This is a genomic window from Streptomyces liliifuscus (assembly GCF_016598615.1).
GTDB classification, from domain to species: Bacteria; Actinomycetota; Actinomycetes; order Streptomycetales; family Streptomycetaceae; genus Streptomyces; species Streptomyces liliifuscus.
Genome location: NZ_CP066831.1, coordinates 4455895 through 4472990, shown reverse-complemented (window position 1 = coordinate 4472990; position 17096 = coordinate 4455895). Strand labels below are relative to the sequence as shown.

Below are 17096 nucleotides of genomic sequence, written 5' to 3'. Positions count from 1 at the left end.
GACGAAGGACCTGCACCCCCCTCCGAGTGCAGGTCCTTCGTGTCTTGCGTGAAGCGCATCACGCCTTACGCGTTCCGTGCCCCTTCAGGGGCGCGGGGAACTGCGCGACCGGCCCCCACCGGCCCGCAGACGAATCACACGCACCCATCGGAGCGCTTACGCGTCGGCGCCGGCCTTGCGGCGGCGGACGACGAACACCGCGCCGACACCGGCGACGACGGCCGCGCCGCCGACGAGACCGATGGTCGGCAGGGCGGAGTTGGAGCCCGTCTCGGCGAGGTTGCCGGTCGGCAGCTCGGAGACGTTGCCCTGCGGCTTCTTCACCGGGTCCTTGCTGCCGTTGTCACCCGGCTGGGCGGTGCCCGGGCTCGGGTTGGCGGAGCCGGCCTTCAGCACCTCGAAGTCGTACTGCGCCCAGCCCTCGGCGATGCAGTCCTGGCCCTTGATGTTGTCCAGGTAGGCGCCGGAGCCGAAGGAGTACGAGTCACCGGCCGGGGCGCCCTTGTCGACGCTGAAGCGCAGGTCGACCTTCTCGCTCGCCTTCGCCTTCAGGGACTCGACGTAGAAGAAGTAGTCACCGGCCCAGTTCTCGTCGCCGATCCGCTCCCACTTGCCGGACTCGGTGTTCTTGAACTCCAGCGTGACGTACGGGCTCAGGAACTTCGCCTCGTCGAGCTCGTAGTTCTCGATCTCGGCGTAGAAGGCGACACCCTTGATGTCGGCCTTCGAGTCGTTGGTGACGACCAGCTTGAAGTTGTGGAAGCCGTCGCCCGCGACGATCTTGCCGGGCAGACCCTTGATGTCCGCGGAGACCTTGGCGTCGCCGTAGTTCTCGTCGAGGTCCTCGCAGTACGGGACGTCCGGGTCGGTCGGCTCCTCGCTCGGCTCGGGCGAGGTGGACGGCGACCCGGTGGGCGACGTGCTGGTGCTCGGGGTCGGCGTGCCCGAGGGGATCTCGGTGCTCGGCGGCGTCGTCGTGGGCGTCGCGCTGGGCGTCGTCGTCTCGGTGGTGGACGGCGTCGCGCTCGGCGTCGTGGACGCGGACTCGGAGCCGGTGGGCGTCGGGTCGGTCGCGAAGGCGGCAGGAGCCGACAGCAGCGCGAGCGGAGCTATGACGGCCGTCGTGGCCGCGGCGGCCATGACACGGCGAAGCTTCATGAAGACCTCGGAGAGTCCGGCGTACCGCAGCGTTGCGGTACGAGAGGTTGGGAGGCCTCCGCGTGCGGGGTACGCGGGTACGGCCGTTGGTTCCGCAAGTGAGACCTGTGACTCCTGTAAAGGGTTGTCCCCGAACTCACAGAATTTTTATGTGGGCTGGGTCACAGCAGGCCCGGACTTGTGAACTCCCTTGCGCACGCCTTAGAACTGTCCATCGTTTGTCTGTCGAGTAATCCGTCGAGTAGTTCGAAGAACACGTCGATCCGCGGGTCGATCATGGGGGAGAGGCGCGAGCGCCGTGGCCGAGAAGCCGTCGGAGAAGTCACCCGAGGAGCCCGAGGGGTCCGGGAGATCCGGGCAGTCCGGGGAGTCCATACCCGACGATGTGTGGGCGCAGTTCGTCCAGGACAGCGAGCGGGACATCCGTACGTCCGAGGCACCCAAGGAGCCGTCCGCACGGGCCCGCATGGTGACCGAACGGCTGCGGCAGCAGGAGGCGCGCGGCGAGCTGCCCCCGGGGTGGCGCACCGGGCCCGCCTGGCAGGAGATGAACGGGCAGAAGGCCCGGCGGCGCAAGGTGTGGACGATCATCGGCGTCGTGCTGGCGATCGCTCTGGCCGTGGTGGCCATGAAGCCGTCCCTGCTGCCGGGTGACCCCTTCGGCACCGGCACGGACACGCAGTCGGCGAACCCGCTGCCCGACGAGACCGCGGCCCCGACGAACGCCCCCTCGAACGCGCCCGGAACGCCCACGCTGGACAAGCCGTTCGCCGGCTCCCCGGCCGTGCGGTACGCCGACGGCGTGGCCGGAATCGTCCTGCCGGAGGCCAAGCCGGTCGGCGCGTTCGGCAAGGACCAGGTGGCCAAGGCCCTGGCGCAGACCAAGTCCCTGCTCGTCGACGCGAACCTCGACCGCAAGACCCTGCTCGGCGGCACCCCCGAGACCACGCTCGACAAGATCCTCGACCCCAAGCAGCCGGACATGATCGCCGACGCGAGGTCCTGGCTCCGCAAGCCCGGCAAGAACAGCGACCCGCTCTGGCTCTTCAGCCGCTTCGACCCGGACGAGGTGCGGCTCGTCGGCGACGTGGTCAAGACCCGTGGTCGTACGACCTTCAAGGCGGGCCGGGACGGTGGTGTCGCCATCCACGCCGACTACACCTTCGTCTACGCGCTGGCCCCCGCCGACCCGGACTCCACCGAGGTCTCCCGCACCATCGTCCGCCGCGTCCTCGACCTGGAGCTCCTCGACCCGGCGAAGTACGAGGTCACCCCGGGCCGGCTCTCGGTCAACCGCCACGACCAGGACCTCGCCAACTCCGCCTGCGACATCTACGACGGCTTCCTGCACCCGCAGTTCGACTCGGCCGATCCCACGGGCGCGCCGCCGAGCGGGCCCACGACCGACCCGTACGACCGCAGCCGGGACATCGGGAAGTCCGGGACGGAAGAGTGTGGAACCGTGTCCAGGACATGAGTACGGACATGAGTACGGGCGTGAGCAGAAGGATCGTGCGGACCCTGGTGGCCGCATCGGTCGTGGCAGGCCTCGGATGCGCCTCGGCGTGCGCGGGCGGCGGCGACAAGGACAAGAAGGCGGCACGGACGCCGGCCGCCGCACAGTCGGCCGGCGGGGCGAAGGAGCAGGCGAAGGACAAGAACGAGGGTGGGGACGGGGCCGAGGACAAGGCGAAGGCGCCGGGCAAGGACGGCTCCTCGGTCGCCCCGGACGCGGACGGGCCCCTGACCCGGGCGCAGTTGAAGAAGGCGGCGCTCACGACGGGTGACGTCAAGGGGTACAAGGTCGAGGGGGCGGGATCCGCCGACCTCCAGGGGGCGTCCTCCCCGGCGGGCCCGGCCAAGTGCCAGCCGGTCGCCGACATGTTCCTGTTCACCACCGACCCGGTCTCACGGACCTCCCTCAGCCGCGGAGTCACGGCCAAGGACGAGACGAACGCCTCGGTGACCACGCTCGCGCTGCTCTCGTACGGATCGGGCGAGGCCGACGACGTGCTCGCCGGGCTGCGCAAGGCGACGGGCGAGTGCACTGCCTACCAGTACGTCGGCTACGACTACTCCGAGGTCGAGGCGCTGGACGATCCGAAGCTGGGCGACGAGTCCGTCGCTTTCCGGCTGGTCGCCTCCATCGAGGGGGCGGAGGTCCCGGCCGCGTACACGGTCGTGCGTGACGGTTCGACGCTGGTGGCCTTCAGCTCGATGAACATGCTGGACGCCGACGAGGTCGAGGTCCCGGCCGAACTCGTCGAGGCGCAGCTCGCCAAGCTGAAGAGGACGACCGCCTGACCGGACGGCCCGGGACACGGGACCGGCCGCACGGCGTACGGGACAGGCGAAGGGCCCCGCGGGACAACCGCGGGGCCCTTCGTGGTCAGCACCGACGTCAGGGCAGCGCCGGTGCCTGCGGGACGGCGCCGGGGGGTGCGCCGTTTACTGGCTTCTCCGCCCGGTCGGCGCCCCGGCGCACGGGGGGAGTGCGCATGGTCTCGACCAATGGCGGTAAGACGATCCAATGCTGTTGTCTGCTCTGGAACCTGGGGGTAGTTCCGAACATCGTGCTCGATGGGCCGCGGCCTCCGCAACCGTTTCGACCGCCCTTGCACAGATTCCGCCGGTCGGCTCCGAGCGTCCCCGGAGCCGACCTCTCTTGGGTGACCGGGCTGCTGTCCCCTGCCGTCCGGTCACTTCTCTGGAACGAGGTCCCACGGCGCACATCCGTACGCCTCATCGTTCCAGCGGAGCCACGCGTGGTTCTTCGGGCCCGCCCCTGGCTGACACGGACACCGGGACCAACGAAGCCCGCCGAGGGGCGGTCACGCGCCGTACGGGTGAGAGGACATGCGTACGTGCGTGCACCGGACGTCCGTCGTACGCGGGTGTCGTACGGGGGTCCCGCCCGTCCTCAGCATCCTCGGGCACGGCCGTCGGGCGCGGTTCTCAGATGCGGCCCCGGCACAGCTCCAGGAGGGTCATCGCGAGCGAGGTGCCCGGCTTGCCGAGCGCGTCCCTGTAGTGGCCGAGTACGTCCATCTCGCGGGACAGGTTGACCCGGCGCCCTCCGGAGGCGATCCGGGCCTCCTGGATGACCGCCGAGATCGCCATGCGCTCCTGGACGAGGCCGATGATCCGGTCGTCGAGGGTGTCGATGCGTTCGCGGGCGCCGGCGATGACGTCGGCGGCCTCTTCTGTTCGGGCGCCGGTCCGGTCCGTGGAGGTGTGGGTGGTCGTGTCGGCGGCTGTGCTCATCTTGGGGCTCCTCTTGGGGTGGGGTGCCCCGGAGCGGCAAGGTCCGGAAACCGCGAGGCGCCCCGGGCCTTGTCGGCCCGGGGCGCCTCGGAAGTCGCTTGTCAGTTGCTCAAGCAGCACGACCATGGCAGCCGGTGGGCCGGTTGCCATAGGTAAAGACGAAGGTCTTGTGCGTGAGCATGGGAGCAGTATGCCCGGGGGGCGGCCGTCGGCCAAGCGCGCTCGGATGCTGAGACGGTTCTCTCGCCCCCGCCGCCCCTACCCGTTCCCGACTCAGGGGCTCCGCCCCCGAACCCCCGCTCCTCAAACGCCGGAGAGGCTGAGACTTAGGGGGCCGCAGGAGGGGCTGAGTTTTTCAGGGGCGCGGGGAACTGCGCGACCAGCCACAGCGCACCCGCACCCGAAGTCGCACCTCACGGGGTCCGGGGCGGAGCCCCGGTGTGACACGGGGGCCGGGGGGCGGAGCCCCCAGGGACGGGACGTCGGCTCCGGAGGCCCGGTTAGACTCGGAGGCACATCCCTGCTGAACCGCCGGAAGGCAAACCGTGCCAGAAGCGTCCCCCGTCGCCCCCGACACCGTCCTGGTCGTCGACTTCGGTGCGCAGTACGCCCAGCTCATCGCCCGCCGAGTCCGCGAGGCCCGGGTCTACAGCGAGATCGTGCCGAGCACCATGCCGGTCGCGGAGATGCTCGCCAAGAACCCGGCGGCGATCATCCTCTCCGGCGGCCCCTCGTCGGTGTACGCGGAAGGCGCCCCCCGCCTTGACCGCGAGCTCTTCGAGGCCGGCGTCCCGGTCTTCGGCATGTGCTACGGCTTCCAGCTGATGGCGACCACCCTCGGCGGCACGGTCGACAACACGGGCGCCCGCGAGTACGGCCGTACGCCGCTGCACGTCTCCAAGTCGGGCTCGACCCTCTTCGAGGGCACCCCGGACGAGCAGTCGGTGTGGATGTCCCACGGCGACGCGTGCAGCGCGGCCCCCGAGGGCTTCTCGGTCACGGCCTCCACGGACGTCGTCCCGGTCGCGGCCTTCGAGAACGACGAGAAGCGGCTGTACGGGGTCCAGTACCACCCCGAGGTCATGCACTCCACGCACGGCCAGCAGGTGCTCGAACACTTCCTGTACCGGGGCGCGGGCCTGACCCCGTCCTGGACCACCGGCAATGTGATCGAGGAGCAGGTCGCGGTGATCCGCGAGCAGGTCGGCGACAGGCGCGCCATCTGCGGCCTGTCCGGCGGAGTGGACTCCGCGGTCGCCGCGGCCCTCGTCCAGAAGGCCATCGGATCGCAGCTGACCTGCGTGTACGTCGACCACGGTCTGATGCGCAAGGGCGAGACCGAGCAGGTCGAGAAGGACTTCGTCGCGGCCACCGGCGTCCAGCTGAAGGTCGTGGACGCGGAGGAGCGGTTCCTCACCGCCCTCAAGGGGGTCAGTGACCCCGAGGAGAAGCGGAAGATCATCGGCCGCGAGTTCATCCGGGTCTTCGAGCAGGCGCAGGCGGAGATCATCGCGGACGCGGGTCCCGAGGTGTCCTTCCTGGTCCAGGGCACGCTCTACCCCGACGTGGTCGAGTCCGGCGGCGGCAGCGGCACCGCGAACATCAAGTCCCACCACAACGTCGGCGGGCTCCCCGAGGACCTGGAGTTCGAGCTCGTCGAGCCGCTGCGCAAGCTGTTCAAGGACGAGGTCCGGATGGTCGGCCAGGAGCTCGGCCTGCCGGACGAGATCGTCCAGCGCCAGCCGTTCCCCGGCCCCGGCCTCGGTATCCGTATCGTCGGCGAGGTCACCAAGGAGCGGCTCGACCTGCTCCGCGAGGCCGACGCCATCGCCCGCGAGGAGCTGACGGCGGCCGGCCTCGACCGCGACATCTGGCAGTGCCCGGTCGTGCTGCTCGCGGACGTCCGCAGCGTGGGCGTCCAGGGCGACGGCCGGACGTACGGCCACCCGATCGTGCTGCGGCCCGTCTCGTCCGAGGACGCGATGACCGCCGACTGGTCGCGCCTTCCGTACGACGTGCTCGCGAAGATCTCGACGCGCATCACGAACGAGGTCGCGGACGTCAACCGGGTCGTCCTCGACGTCACGTCGAAGCCGCCGGGCACCATCGAGTGGGAGTGAACCCGCAGGCCGTGAAGCTCACGTCCGTTTGAGGGTCCGCACCGGCTCTCCGGGCTTCCAGATCTCGACGACCAGATACGTGTCGTCCTCGATGTAGGTCCGTACGACCTCCGTCAGCTCGGTGCGGAAGAGGTGGAACGGCTCCGGCGGTTCCACCTCTTCGGCGTACCGGGAGCGCTCCGCCGGGTCCTCGACCTCGACGGCCCGGCCCGCGATCCGTACGTCGCCGCCCGCCATCTCCGTGCCCGGACCCGGATTCGCCTGCAGGGCGAAGCGCGGGTCGCGGCGCAGGTCCAGCGCCTTGAGCGAGTCCGGCATCATGCCGAGCCACAACTCCCCGTTCAGGAAACGCACTTCGAGTCCCGAGGTGCGTGGCGACCCGTCCTTGCGGAGGGTCGCCACGATGTGGTGCGTGAAGGCCGCGAACCGGTCCTCGACGGTCTTGGCGAGGTCCGGTTCCGCGGCGGTGACGGCTGCCCAGTTCGATGTCGTGCGAGTCATACGACGAGTCTGGCGCCGATACCGGACATCTGCTGTCGCCTTTGCGGCGGCGGATTCCCCGGGCGGGTCGCTCAGATCAGCCCCGCCGAGCGCAGCCGCCGGGCCAGCCGGTCCTTCCGTATCACCTCCAGGCGCAGGAAGACCGCGAACACCGCGGCCATGGTGGCGCTCGCGGCGAGCGAGGCCCTCCAGCCCGCGGGGATCAGCAGTAGCGCCATGAGGGCCGCGCTGGCGGTCATGAAGACTGCCTTGCGGCGCCAGTCCAGGTCGTCGGCCAGCGAGTCGAACTCGATACGGGCCTTGAGCAGCCCGACCGCGGGCGCCACGTCGGGCAGCGGTTTGAGCGTGCCCGGGCGCATGCCCGGAGCGCGGCCCGCGGCGAGGCGGCCGAGGGCGGCCGTGCTGCGTTCACGGGCCTCGGGGCGGGGGTCGCGGGTCAGGCGGACCTGAAGTGTCTGGCCGAGTCTGCTCGTCTCCTCGTACCGGAATCCGTACTGCACGGCGATGTAGGTGAGCGCGGCGAGGCGGCGGGGTGATCCGCCGAGGTCGTCCAGGACGACCACGTCGCGCGTGGCGATCTGTCTGAGCATGCCTGTGACAAGGCGCTCGTTTCTCTTCATGGGCTGGTGGGGGGTGCGGTCGCGGGACGCGGTCCGCGCAGCGTAGGGGGGTGACTGCGCACGGGGGTCCTCCAGGGGGCGTCGGTGCAGGTGCCCGACCGAATAGTTGGCTCCAGACAGGCAGACCAGCGACCCCGTGCAACGGTTGTGCACTCTCTTCACGAACATCTCTGTTCTCCTGCGCTGACCGCCGGTAACTTCCCGCCCGTAAACACGTACGGAGTCCGTACCTCAGGGCTGGAGGACATATGCACGGGCCCACACCGCCCCTGCCGCTTCCCACCGACCGGCTGCGGTTCGCCATGCCGCCCATGCACGAGTCGCTCGACGACGAGCGGCGGCACCGCAAGGAACGCCTGGCGGGCGCGCTGCGGCTCTTCGGCCGGCTCGGGTTCGAGGACGGGGTCTCCGGTCACATCACCGCGCGCGATCCGGAGTACAGCAACTGTTTCTGGGTCAATCCGTTCGGAATGCCGTTCAAGCACGTCACGGTCGGTGATCTGGTCATGGCCAACGAGGACGGGCAGGTGATCGAGGGCCGCTATCACGTGAACCAGGCGGCGTTCACCGTGCACGCCCAGGTGCACGCCGCCCGGCCGGACGTCGTCGCGGTGGCCCACTGCCACTCGGTGCACGGCCGCGCGCTGTCCGCGCTCGGCGACCTGCTCGACCCGATCACCCAGGAGAGCTGCGCGTTCTACGAGGACCACGCGCTGTACGACGCGTACTCGGGGGTCGCCGTGGATGCCGAGGAGGGGCGGCGGATCGCCTCCGCGCTCGGCACCCGCAAGGCGCTCGTGCTGCGCAACCACGGGCTGCTGACCGTCGGCGACTCGGTGGACGCGGCGGCCTGGTGGTTCCTGTCGATGGAGCGCTCGTGCCAGGTGCAGCTGACCGCGTGCGCGGCGGGCCGTCCCCTGCTCATCGACCACAAGCAGGCGGTCGCGACGCGGGAGCAGCTCGGCGGGGATCTGGTGGCGTGGATCAACTACCAGCCGCTGTGGCAGGACATCAGCCGCAGCGAACCCGATCTCCTCAGCTAGCCCGATCTCCCCAGTCGGAAGGCGCGAGTCGGAATTCCCGAGTCACCTGTGTCAGAAGTCCCGCAGCACCGCCGCCTTCGTCGTCGCGAACTCCTCGTCCGTGAGCACGCCGTCGCGGTGCAGTTCGCCCAACTCCCTGAGGCGGCGCAGGAGTACGTCGTGGTGCCCCTGCTGGGGCGGCCGCGGTACGGAGTCCTCGGGGGCGGGCGGGAGGCGGGGTGGGTCGCCCTGGGCGTACTCGCCGGAACGCGTGGACGGGTGCGGGAGCCGGGCCATGACCGCGGTGGCGACCAGCGCCGTGAGCAGATCGCGCCGGGCGCTGCCCCACAGATCGAGGGCGAACGGGTCCTTCTCCGGCGGCAGTTTGGAGAACACCGAGTCGCGGGTCACGAAGCGCAGGAAGCCGTCCTCGTAACCGGAGTTGGGCAGCCACTCCACCTGGACCAGGTCCGGCAGTTCGATGATGCGCGGGCCCGTCGCGCGCTTCACCCGGTCCGAGGTGTCGCTCCAGTCGATACGGACCTGGGTGCCGTCGAAGGACACCGTGCCGTCGCTGGATCGGACCGAGACGGGGACGGGCGGGCCGGGCAGGAGGTAGGTTCTGGCCGGTTCCTTGGGGATCTCCTCAAGGAGCAGGGCGCGCCGGATCTCCTCGGCGACGTACTCCGCGACGCCCGAGCGGTCGATGTCCACCGTCAGCCGGTACGGGTCCGCGGGCTCGGGCAGTCGGCCCCCGGTCGCCTGGAGCAGCGGATCGGCGCCCTCGCGGAGTCTCAGGCGCAGCCGGCCCCGCTTGCGTTCGGGTTCGTAGGCGACGCCCGCGACCGCTTCGAGGGGCACGGCGATCTCTCCGTACGTCTGCCGGAACAGCGGCACGGAGCGGTGCAGTCCCGGGGTGATCCGGACCGTGCTGCCGTCGAAGGCCCAGGTCCCGTCGCGCTGGATGATCTCGGCCATACGGGAATTCTCGCAGCCGGGTCAACACGGGGGTGGGCGCTTCACCCGCGCTGACCAGACCTGGCGGACGCGCGGGGTGTGGGGTACGGCACAATGCGCTGTCGTCGCGAGGCAGTTGTGCGGCTGTGCAGATGTGCGGGGGTTGATTGTGCGACCGGTGGCCTCGGGGCCGTTGGTCGTGCCGCTGTCCTTGGTGCGGCGGTGGCGTGCGAACGTGACATATCGGTAGGGCGTGCGGTCGGTTCGTGGGGGCGTGCGGTAAATGAGGGTTCGACCCAATGGTCTGGAAGGCGGCAACGGGCGTGGCGGTGCAGGAGACTGGACAGGGCGCGGGGCGTGACGCCGGGCGCGGCGCCGGTCGGAGCGGGCACGAGGGGGGCTGCACCTGCGGCAACTGTCCGCACGGGGCGCGCGAGGGGCATCGGCGTGCCGTTGCCGAATTCCTTTCCAAGCGGGATGAATTGGCGTCCGGGCGGGGGCTGCCCGCGGCGGTCGCGTACTCGGCCGGGGCGTCGAGGCAGTGGGTGTCGGACGAGTTGACCCAGTCCGCGGACGTCGTCGCGGAGCGCGGGCGGGCCGAGGGCGAGGTCTGGCTCGGCCTGGTGTGGCGGCGAACCGTCATCGCCGTATGGGGAGTTGTCCTCGTCCTGCTCCTGGTGCAGACGCTCACCGCGATCGGGGCGGGCTGGACGGCCGCGCGGACGGCGGGGCTGGTGGCCGCGGTGGTCGTGAGCGCGCTGCTGACCGGGGCCTCGTGGTTCCACCGGGCGCGGGGCGGGGTGCTGGCGCCCGTCATCGGCGAGGACAACCGGCTGTCCACCTCCCGTGCCGTGGCGGTCGGCTGGGTGCTGTTCGTCGTCTACGCCGTGCTCGTGCTGGCCGGACGGCTGGCCGGCGCGTCCTCCCCCGACGAGCGGGACTCCCTGATCGCCGGGCTCGAACTTGCGCGGGGAGCCGGGATCGTGACCGTGCTCGCCGTCGTGTGCGCGATCGCCGTGCTCGTACGGCGGGTCGTGGGGCTGCGCGTCCTCGGACAGCGACTGCAGAAGGTACGGGCCGACCGGCCCCGGGCCGCGGACCTGCTCACCGACGACTCCGGCCGGGGCAGCTTCGCCGACATCCAGTACGTGGTCGTGGGCGCCGTCGCACTCGTCTTCTCGGCGGTGCGGCTGGCCCGGCGGCCCGAGCAGCTGCCCGATCTGCCGTGGGGGCTGGCGGTGATGGTGCTGGTGTCGGCCGCCACGTATGTCGCCGGGAAGTACGCGGAGGGCGGGCGGCCGGTGATCCTCTCGGTCGTGCGCTCGCGCGAGGCGGGGGATCTGGACGCGCCGATCCGGACCGGGGACGACATCGAGATCCGGGGCGCCGGATTCGTGCCGCCCGGCGCCCAGGGCGCCGACCGGCTGTCGCGGATGGTCGTACGGATCGGGGCCGTGCATGTGCATGTGCCACTGGTCCCGGTGCCCGGCGGGTTCAGCAACCCGTCCGACGCGGTGCTCACCGTGCCCGTACCGGCGGATGTGGAGCCCGGGCGGGTCGACGTACAGGTCGTCACCGCGGCGGGGCTGGAGACGAACCGGGTGGGCATCGATGTGACCGAGTGACGAGGGCGCCCGGCCCACGGCTCCCGCCCGCCACTCGCATGGACGTCTCCGCGGAGAGCGGCCCGCGGACGCGGATCATCCGGTCCCGTACGGTCTCAAAAGGGATGTTCGGGCGGACCTGGTGAAAATTTGTGCGTCCGCTCTTGAGCGGGACCTGGCCGTCGTACGTATCGTCTGTTGAGGGGTGAACCGTTCGGCGGGCGAGAGGCGGCGGAGAGCGATGGCTCACGGCATGCGAATGGACACGCACTCCGGGTACATGGACGACGGCGGCGGTGACTGGCGGGACACCGCGACGCGGTACGCCCTGCTTCCGCTGCGGGTCTTCCTCGGCGTCACCTTCATCTACGCGGGAATCGACAAGCTGACCGACAGCGCCTTCATGCACGACGCCGGGGCCGGGTCGGTCGGCGACCTGATGCGGACCGTGCGCGACTCTTCGGCCATTCCGGCGCTCGTCGATCTCGCCCTGAAGAACCCCGTCGGCTTCGGCTACGCCATCGCCTTCGGTGAGCTCGCGGTGGGTATCGGCACGCTGATCGGACTCCTCGCCCGTCTCGCCGCGTTCGGCGGCGCACTGATCTCCCTCAGCCTCTGGCTGACGGTGAGCTGGGCGTCGGACCCGTACTACTACGGCAATGACCTCCCCTACCTGATGGCCTGGCTGCCGCTCGTGCTGGCCGGTGCGTCGGTGTTCTCGGTGGATGCGATGCTTCGGGCCCGGCGGAGGCGCCGGACCAGCAGCGCTTACTAGGCGCTCCGTCGGCGAGGTGATCAACCCGCGGGCCGGTGGGGGCTGGTCGCGCGGTTCCCCGCGCCCCTCAAGGGGCGCGGTACCGCATTCCCCGCAGCCGCAGCCGCAGCCGCAGCCGTCGGCGCGTCGCTGTGCTTGCGCCGGGGTGCGCGAGGGACTACCGGCCCGGTATCTGCTCGTCCGCCCGGGAGCCCTGCGTCTCCCGGGCGAGAAGCGCCCGGCGCCGCCGGCGGCGGATTTCGTGGGACAGGGTGCCTGCCGCGGCTGCCAGGCAGAGGCCGGCCGTGACCAGGGGGATCACCACGAACCACGGGGTGTCCCAGGCGTCGCCCGCGTCTCCGGCGTAGACGACGCCCGTGAGCGTGAGGAAGAAGCCCGCGACGAGGCGGCCGGGCTGGAACTCATGACGTGCCACGGGTGACCTCCGCCTGTCCGATGCCGACTTCGAGGGTGAGGTCGAGCGTGCCGCCCGCCTTGGCCTTGTCCGTGCCCTCTCCCGTGGGGGAGAGCGTCAGCTGCTTGTGCTTGCCCGGGGCCACGTCCACGTCCTGCTGGTCGTCGCCCGGCAACTGGATGTCGCCCACGCCCACTTCGATCACCAGCTTCACCGTCACGTCCTTGGGCAGGATCACCTTGAGCTGTCCCAGTCCCACCTCGGCGTTCGTCGTCACGGTCCTGCCCTTGGCCACGTCGATCCGGCTGAGGTCGAGCGTGCCGACACCGGTGCCGAGGTCGTAGTGCTCCTGAACTGCGGCGGCCGTCGCGGGTGTCCAGTCCGTACGCACCCAGTGGGTGCTGATGTCCTTCGGCAGTGCCGCCGAGCAGGCCAGCAGGCCCGCCGTGACGATCGCGAGGAAGATCGAGCCCGCCCCGGTGCGCCCCCGGAACGCGCTGAGCGCGATGCCCAGACCGAGCACGACGAGCGCGCAGGCCAGGCCGGTCTGCAGGCTGGCGCCCAGCGCGCGGTCGTCCCAGGTCAGGCGCGTACCGAGCAGGCCCGCCGCGAGGGCGAACAGGAACACCCGGCCACCGATGCCGCGAGGCCCCGGCGGCTTGGGCGCCCGGGTCCGTATGTCCCGGACATGGCCGCCGCCGTGCGCGATGGTGATCGCCGCCGCGATGTCGCGGTCACGCACGTCCTTGGGGCCCCACAGATAGCCCGTGCCGCCCACATACGTGCCGTCCTTGACGATGGGCTCGCGCCACCAGGGCGGGAACGAGGCGGGGACGGGCGGTGCCTGCGCCTCCGGCGGCGCGTCGGCGACGGCCTGCGCGGCGAGCGGGTCGGGGTCCTCCGTGGCGCGCTGCCGCGACCAGTACCCGGCGCCCGCGAGGAGCAGCGAGAGCGTTGTCGCGAACGTCAACACGCCGCTGTTGCTCAGCATGGAGAGGAACACACCGCAGCCGACCAGGGCGAACAGCACGCCCGCCAGCGCCTGGCCGTCCACCCGGCCGGTGAGGAGCTTGCGCACCTCGTTCTCGTCCTCGTCGTCGTTCGGGACGAAGAGCCAGGCGAAGCCGTAGAAGATGAGGCCGAGGCCGCCGGTCGCCGAGAGCACGGCGAGCACGATCCGGAAGATCACCGGGTCCATGTCGCACTGCCGCCCGAGCCCCGCGCACACACCGCCGACCATCTTCTGCCGCGGGTCGCGCCGGAACTTCCGCGGGACCCCGGGCACACCGGGCTCCCCGGGCGTGACCGGACTCCCCGGCGTGGGCGGCTCCCCGGGCGCGCGCGGCTCCTCACCCGCGGTCGCCCGGGCGCCCGCCGCGGGCACGGCGTCCTGCGGCTCCGCCCCCGGGATCGAGCCCCCGGCCGGGCCGGAGCCGGGTCCCGGACCCGCCGCGGCGTGCTGGTGATCTGTCATGTGTCCATGGTGACGGCCGCGACGGCCGGAAGGGAGTCGGTACGACCCTGGCCGAACCCTGAAATCGACCCTGGGCCGGACCCTCACGCGGTGATCACCGAGGGGATGGCGCGCCGATTCGGAGGAGACCCCCGAGCCGATTCGAAGATCAGGGGAGTCTAGGGGGTCGACCCTGATGCCCGGCGCCGTCCGGCGTGTGAACATCGATGGCATGCCGGAAGCCGCAACCCTGACCGTCGAGGACCCGCGGCCGCCGCGCAAGCTCTACCGCAGCAGTGACGGACGCTGGCTCGGCGGGGTGGCGCGGGGGCTCGCGGGCCACCTCGGGCTGCCCGTGATCTGGGTGCGGCTGGTCTTCGTCGGCCTGATGATGGCGGACGGCCTCGGCGCGCTGCTGTACGCGGCGTTCTGGTTCTTCGTCCCGCTCGGCATCGGCGGTGTGGACGCCGAGCGGCCCCCCGCCCTCGCCACCGAGACCGCGCCCGACGGCCGCCGCAGACTCGTCGCCCGCAAGCCCGACAAGGGCCAGATCGTCGCGCTGCTCGCCATGGTCGTGGTGGCCATGATCTTCGTCGGCAATGTGGACCTGAGCGGCGGAGCCAAGGCCTATCTCTGGCCCACCGTCCTTGTGGGCGCGGGCGTCGCCCTGGTCTGGCGCCAGGCGGACAACGCGCGGCGGGCCCGCTGGATGGAGGTCGGCCGCCGCAAGCGCACGATCACCCTGCTCCGCTCCGCGGCCGGTGTCCTGCTCGTCGCCACGGGCGTCTCCGCGATCTTCGTCCTGCAGGGCTCCGCCGCCCACCTCGGATCTGTCCTCCAGGCCGCGCTCGCGGTCCTCGTCGGTATAGCGCTGCTCGCCGGCCCGTATCTCGTCCGCATGACCCAGGACCTCTCCGAGGAGCGCCTGATGCGCATCCGCGCCCAGGAGCGGGCGGAGGTCGCCGCCCACGTCCACGACTCGGTGCTGCACACCCTGACCCTGATTCAGCGAAACGCAGAGAACGCGAACGAGGTGCGACGCCTCGCCCGCGCCCAGGAGCGCGACCTGCGCAACTGGCTCTACAAGCCCGAGGGCACCGGCAAGGACGAGGACGACGAGCCCGGCACGCTCGCCGAGGCCGTGAAGCGCAACGCCGCCGAGGTGGAGGACAAGCACGGCGTCCCCATCGAGGTCGTGGTCGTCGGCGACTGCCCGCTCGACGACCGGATCGGCGCGCAGATGCAGGCCGCGAGGGAAGCCATGGTGAACGCGGCCAAGTACGGTGGCGAGGGCGGCGCGGTGCAGGTGTTCGCCGAGGTCGAGGGGAGAACCGTCTTCGTGTCGGTCCGCGACCGAGGTCCGGGCTTCGACCTGGATTCGATACCCGGCGACCGCATGGGCGTCAGAGAATCGATCATCGGCCGTATGGAGCGCAACGGCGGTACGGCGCGGCTGCGCGCGGTGCCGGACGGCGGCACGGAGGTCGAGCTGGAGATGGAGAGGGCGGAGACATGAGCGACGCGAACGAACCGACCGGAGCGGCCGGGCCGGACGCCGGCACGACCGGCGCGGGCACGGCCGGCGGCCCTGCCACGCCGACCGGTGCGGCCGGTTCGGCCGGAGCCGAAGCGCCGCTCGGGGCCGGCGCGCCGTCCGGGGCCGCCACGGCCCCCGACCCTGCGGGCGCCCCCGATCAGGCGGCCGCCGCGCCCGGACGACGCGTGCGCGTGGTCCTCGTCGACGACCACCGCATGTTCCGTACGGGAGTCCAGGCGGAGATCGGGCAGACCGAGCGGACCGGCGTCGAGGTGGTCGGCGAGGCCGCCGACGTCGACCAGGCCGTCACGGTCATCACCGCGACCCGCCCCGAGGTCGTCCTCCTGGACGTGCACCTCCCGGGCGGCGGCGGGGTCGAAGTCCTGCGCCGCTGCTCGCCGTTGATGGCGGACGCCGAGCAGCCGGTGCGGTTCCTCGCGCTGTCCGTGTCGGACGCCGCGGAGGACGTCATCGGGGTGATCCGGGGCGGCGCCCGTGGCTATGTCACGAAGACGATCACCGGCACGGACCTCGTCGACTCCGTCTTCCGCGTCCAGGACGGCGACGCGGTCTTCTCGCCCCGCCTGGCCGGCTTCGTCCTCGACGCCTTCGCCTCCACGGACGCCCCGCCGGTCGACGAGGACCTGGACCGCCTCACCCAGCGCGAGCGGGAGGTCCTGCGCCTCATCGCCCGCGGGTACGCGTACAAGGAGATCGCCAAGCAGCTGTTCATCTCCGTCAAGACGGTCGAGTCCCACGTCTCGGCGGTCCTGAGGAAGCTGCAACTGTCGAACCGGCACGAGCTGACGCGGTGGGCGACGGCCCGACGGCTGGTCTGACGTCAGGGGTTCACGGCCACGTTCGAGGGGTTCACGGCCACGGCCTTGAAGAACGTGTAGTGGAAGGTGCCGTCCGGGTCTGCCGTGCGGCGCAGGTCCGCCAGGCCGTGATCCCAGTCCGTGGGGGTCATGAGCCCCGCGGCCAGGGCGTCCTCCCGTACGGACTCGATCATCGCGATGAAGGTGTTGCGGGTGAAGCCCTCGACCAGGGCCGGGCGGGAGCTGTCGGCGTAGACCGGCCGGGGCCGGACGTCGACGTGTTCGTACCCGGCGGTGGTGAGAAGCGGGTGCAGTTGACGGCCCAGCAGCGCGTTTCCGCCCGCCGCCTGCTGGAGCCGGACCTGGCAGTCGATGGCGGCATGGGCGTACGTGCTGTCGGGGTGGAAGAACGTCGAGCCGTGGTCGCCCTCGATGACGGTGAGGGTGCCGCCGGGACGTAGGACGCGGCGCAGGGCGGTCAGGGCCCGTCGCGGGTCGGGCAGGTGCTCAAGCACGAAACAGACGAAGACGTGGTCGAACTCGTCCCCCTTGAAAGGGAGTTCGAAGAGGTCGGCCCGGTGCCAGGTGACCAGCGCGTCCGGGAACCCGGCCGTGACGCGGGCGCGGGCCTGGGCCAGCGAGGTGGCCGAGATGTCCACCGCCGTGAAGCGGGCCTCCGGGCTCGCCGCGACCAGGTGCACCGTCTGGGCACCCACCCCGCAGCCCACCTCCAGGACCTTGCTGCCCGGTGGGTACGCCGTGCCGGCGTGGAGCAGTTCCGCGAGGGTGTTTGCCTGGTTGCCGAGGCGGCGGGACTCGTGAGGGGAGTAGCCGTGGACGTAGTCGATGGGGTCGGCGCTTGTGGTCATGGCT

General features: G+C 71.2%; 16 protein-coding genes. 8 read left to right on the top strand and 8 right to left on the bottom strand.

From position 1 onward, the window contains the following. Window positions 1-156: 156 nt before the first annotated feature. Window positions 157-1158, bottom strand: a complete 1002-nt coding sequence (locus tag JEQ17_RS18870) for an LAETG motif-containing sortase-dependent surface protein (RefSeq protein ID WP_200396333.1) — start codon at window positions 1156-1158, stop codon at window positions 157-159. Window positions 1159-1456: 298 nt separating this feature from the next. On the opposite strand from JEQ17_RS18870, the gene JEQ17_RS18865 reads away from it, so the two are divergent. After that, the gene (locus JEQ17_RS18865) at window positions 1457-2635 is read left to right on the top strand and encodes a hypothetical protein (RefSeq protein ID WP_407700063.1); all 1179 of its coding nucleotides are present in this window, start codon (window positions 1457-1459) and stop codon (window positions 2633-2635) included. 20 nt (window positions 2636-2655) lie between these two features. Then, window positions 2656-3462 carry a hypothetical protein gene (locus tag JEQ17_RS18860; protein ID WP_234048264.1) on the top strand — a complete coding sequence of 269 codons (807 nt, stop codon included), beginning with the start codon at window positions 2656-2658 and terminating at the stop codon, window positions 3460-3462. 651 nt (window positions 3463-4113) lie between these two features. On the opposite strand, the gene JEQ17_RS18855 is transcribed toward JEQ17_RS18860, so the two are convergent. Next, the gene (locus JEQ17_RS18855; RefSeq protein ID WP_200396331.1) at window positions 4114-4422 is read right to left on the bottom strand and encodes a chorismate mutase; all 309 of its coding nucleotides are present in this window, start codon (window positions 4420-4422) and stop codon (window positions 4114-4116) included. Between the two features lie 545 nt (window positions 4423-4967). Here JEQ17_RS18855 and guaA point away from each other — a divergent pair. Then, window positions 4968-6542, top strand: coding sequence for a glutamine-hydrolyzing GMP synthase (gene guaA / locus JEQ17_RS18850; protein WP_200396330.1), 1575 nt, complete (start codon window positions 4968-4970; stop codon window positions 6540-6542). 18 nt (window positions 6543-6560) lie between these two features. Here guaA and JEQ17_RS18845 read toward each other — a convergent pair whose 3' ends face one another. Together JEQ17_RS18845 and JEQ17_RS18840 are read right to left on the bottom strand one after the other, a co-directional pair. Further along, window positions 6561-7043 (bottom strand): pyridoxamine 5'-phosphate oxidase family protein, encoded by a 483-nt coding sequence (locus tag JEQ17_RS18845; RefSeq protein WP_200396329.1) that lies wholly within the window; start codon window positions 7041-7043, stop codon window positions 6561-6563. A gap of 71 nt (window positions 7044-7114) precedes the next feature. After that, window positions 7115-7633: a hypothetical protein gene (locus JEQ17_RS18840; protein WP_200396328.1), complete on the bottom strand. Its 519-nt coding sequence runs from the start codon at window positions 7631-7633 to the stop codon at window positions 7115-7117. A gap of 278 nt (window positions 7634-7911) precedes the next feature. Between JEQ17_RS18840 and JEQ17_RS18835 the strand changes: the two genes are divergently transcribed. Further along, on the top strand, window positions 7912-8706 hold the full coding sequence (locus JEQ17_RS18835; RefSeq protein ID WP_200396327.1) for a class II aldolase/adducin family protein: 795 nt from the start codon (window positions 7912-7914) through the stop codon (window positions 8704-8706). A 51-nt stretch (window positions 8707-8757) separates the two neighbouring features. Here JEQ17_RS18835 and JEQ17_RS18830 read toward each other — a convergent pair whose 3' ends face one another. Beyond that, entirely contained in the window at window positions 8758-9663 is a 906-nt protein-coding gene (locus JEQ17_RS18830; protein WP_200396326.1) for a DUF4429 domain-containing protein, read from the bottom strand. A gap of 302 nt (window positions 9664-9965) precedes the next feature. On the opposite strand from JEQ17_RS18830, the gene JEQ17_RS18825 reads away from it, so the two are divergent. Then, on the top strand, window positions 9966-11267 hold the full coding sequence (locus JEQ17_RS18825; protein ID WP_200396325.1) for a hypothetical protein: 1302 nt from the start codon (window positions 9966-9968) through the stop codon (window positions 11265-11267). 220 nt (window positions 11268-11487) lie between these two features. After that, window positions 11488-12021, top strand: coding sequence for a DoxX family protein (locus JEQ17_RS18820; RefSeq protein WP_200396324.1), 534 nt, complete (start codon window positions 11488-11490; stop codon window positions 12019-12021). A 157-nt stretch (window positions 12022-12178) separates the two neighbouring features. Here the strand turns inward: JEQ17_RS18820 and JEQ17_RS18815 are convergent, their stop codons facing one another. Together JEQ17_RS18815 and JEQ17_RS18810 are read right to left on the bottom strand one after the other, a co-directional pair. Continuing rightward, window positions 12179-12436 carry a hypothetical protein gene (locus tag JEQ17_RS18815; RefSeq protein ID WP_200396323.1) on the bottom strand — a complete coding sequence of 86 codons (258 nt, stop codon included), beginning with the start codon at window positions 12434-12436 and terminating at the stop codon, window positions 12179-12181. Then, a complete protein-coding gene (locus JEQ17_RS18810; RefSeq protein ID WP_200396322.1) occupies window positions 12423-13889 on the bottom strand; it encodes a PspC domain-containing protein in 1467 nt (488 codons plus the stop codon). The genes JEQ17_RS18815 and JEQ17_RS18810 overlap by 14 nt, the downstream gene beginning before the upstream one ends. 211 nt (window positions 13890-14100) lie before the next feature. On the opposite strand from JEQ17_RS18810, the gene JEQ17_RS18805 reads away from it, so the two are divergent. Together JEQ17_RS18805 and JEQ17_RS18800 are read left to right on the top strand one after the other, a co-directional pair. Continuing rightward, window positions 14101-15384, top strand: a complete 1284-nt coding sequence (locus JEQ17_RS18805) for an ATP-binding protein (RefSeq protein ID WP_200396321.1) — start codon at window positions 14101-14103, stop codon at window positions 15382-15384. Then, on the top strand, window positions 15381-16244 hold the full coding sequence (locus JEQ17_RS18800; RefSeq protein WP_325176269.1) for a response regulator transcription factor: 864 nt from the start codon (window positions 15381-15383) through the stop codon (window positions 16242-16244). The genes JEQ17_RS18805 and JEQ17_RS18800 overlap by 4 nt, the downstream gene beginning before the upstream one ends. A gap of 2 nt (window positions 16245-16246) precedes the next feature. Here the strand turns inward: JEQ17_RS18800 and JEQ17_RS18795 are convergent, their stop codons facing one another. Continuing rightward, the gene (locus JEQ17_RS18795) at window positions 16247-17092 is read right to left on the bottom strand and encodes an L-histidine N(alpha)-methyltransferase (RefSeq protein ID WP_200396320.1); all 846 of its coding nucleotides are present in this window, start codon (window positions 17090-17092) and stop codon (window positions 16247-16249) included. Window positions 17093-17096: the final 4 nt, after the last annotated feature.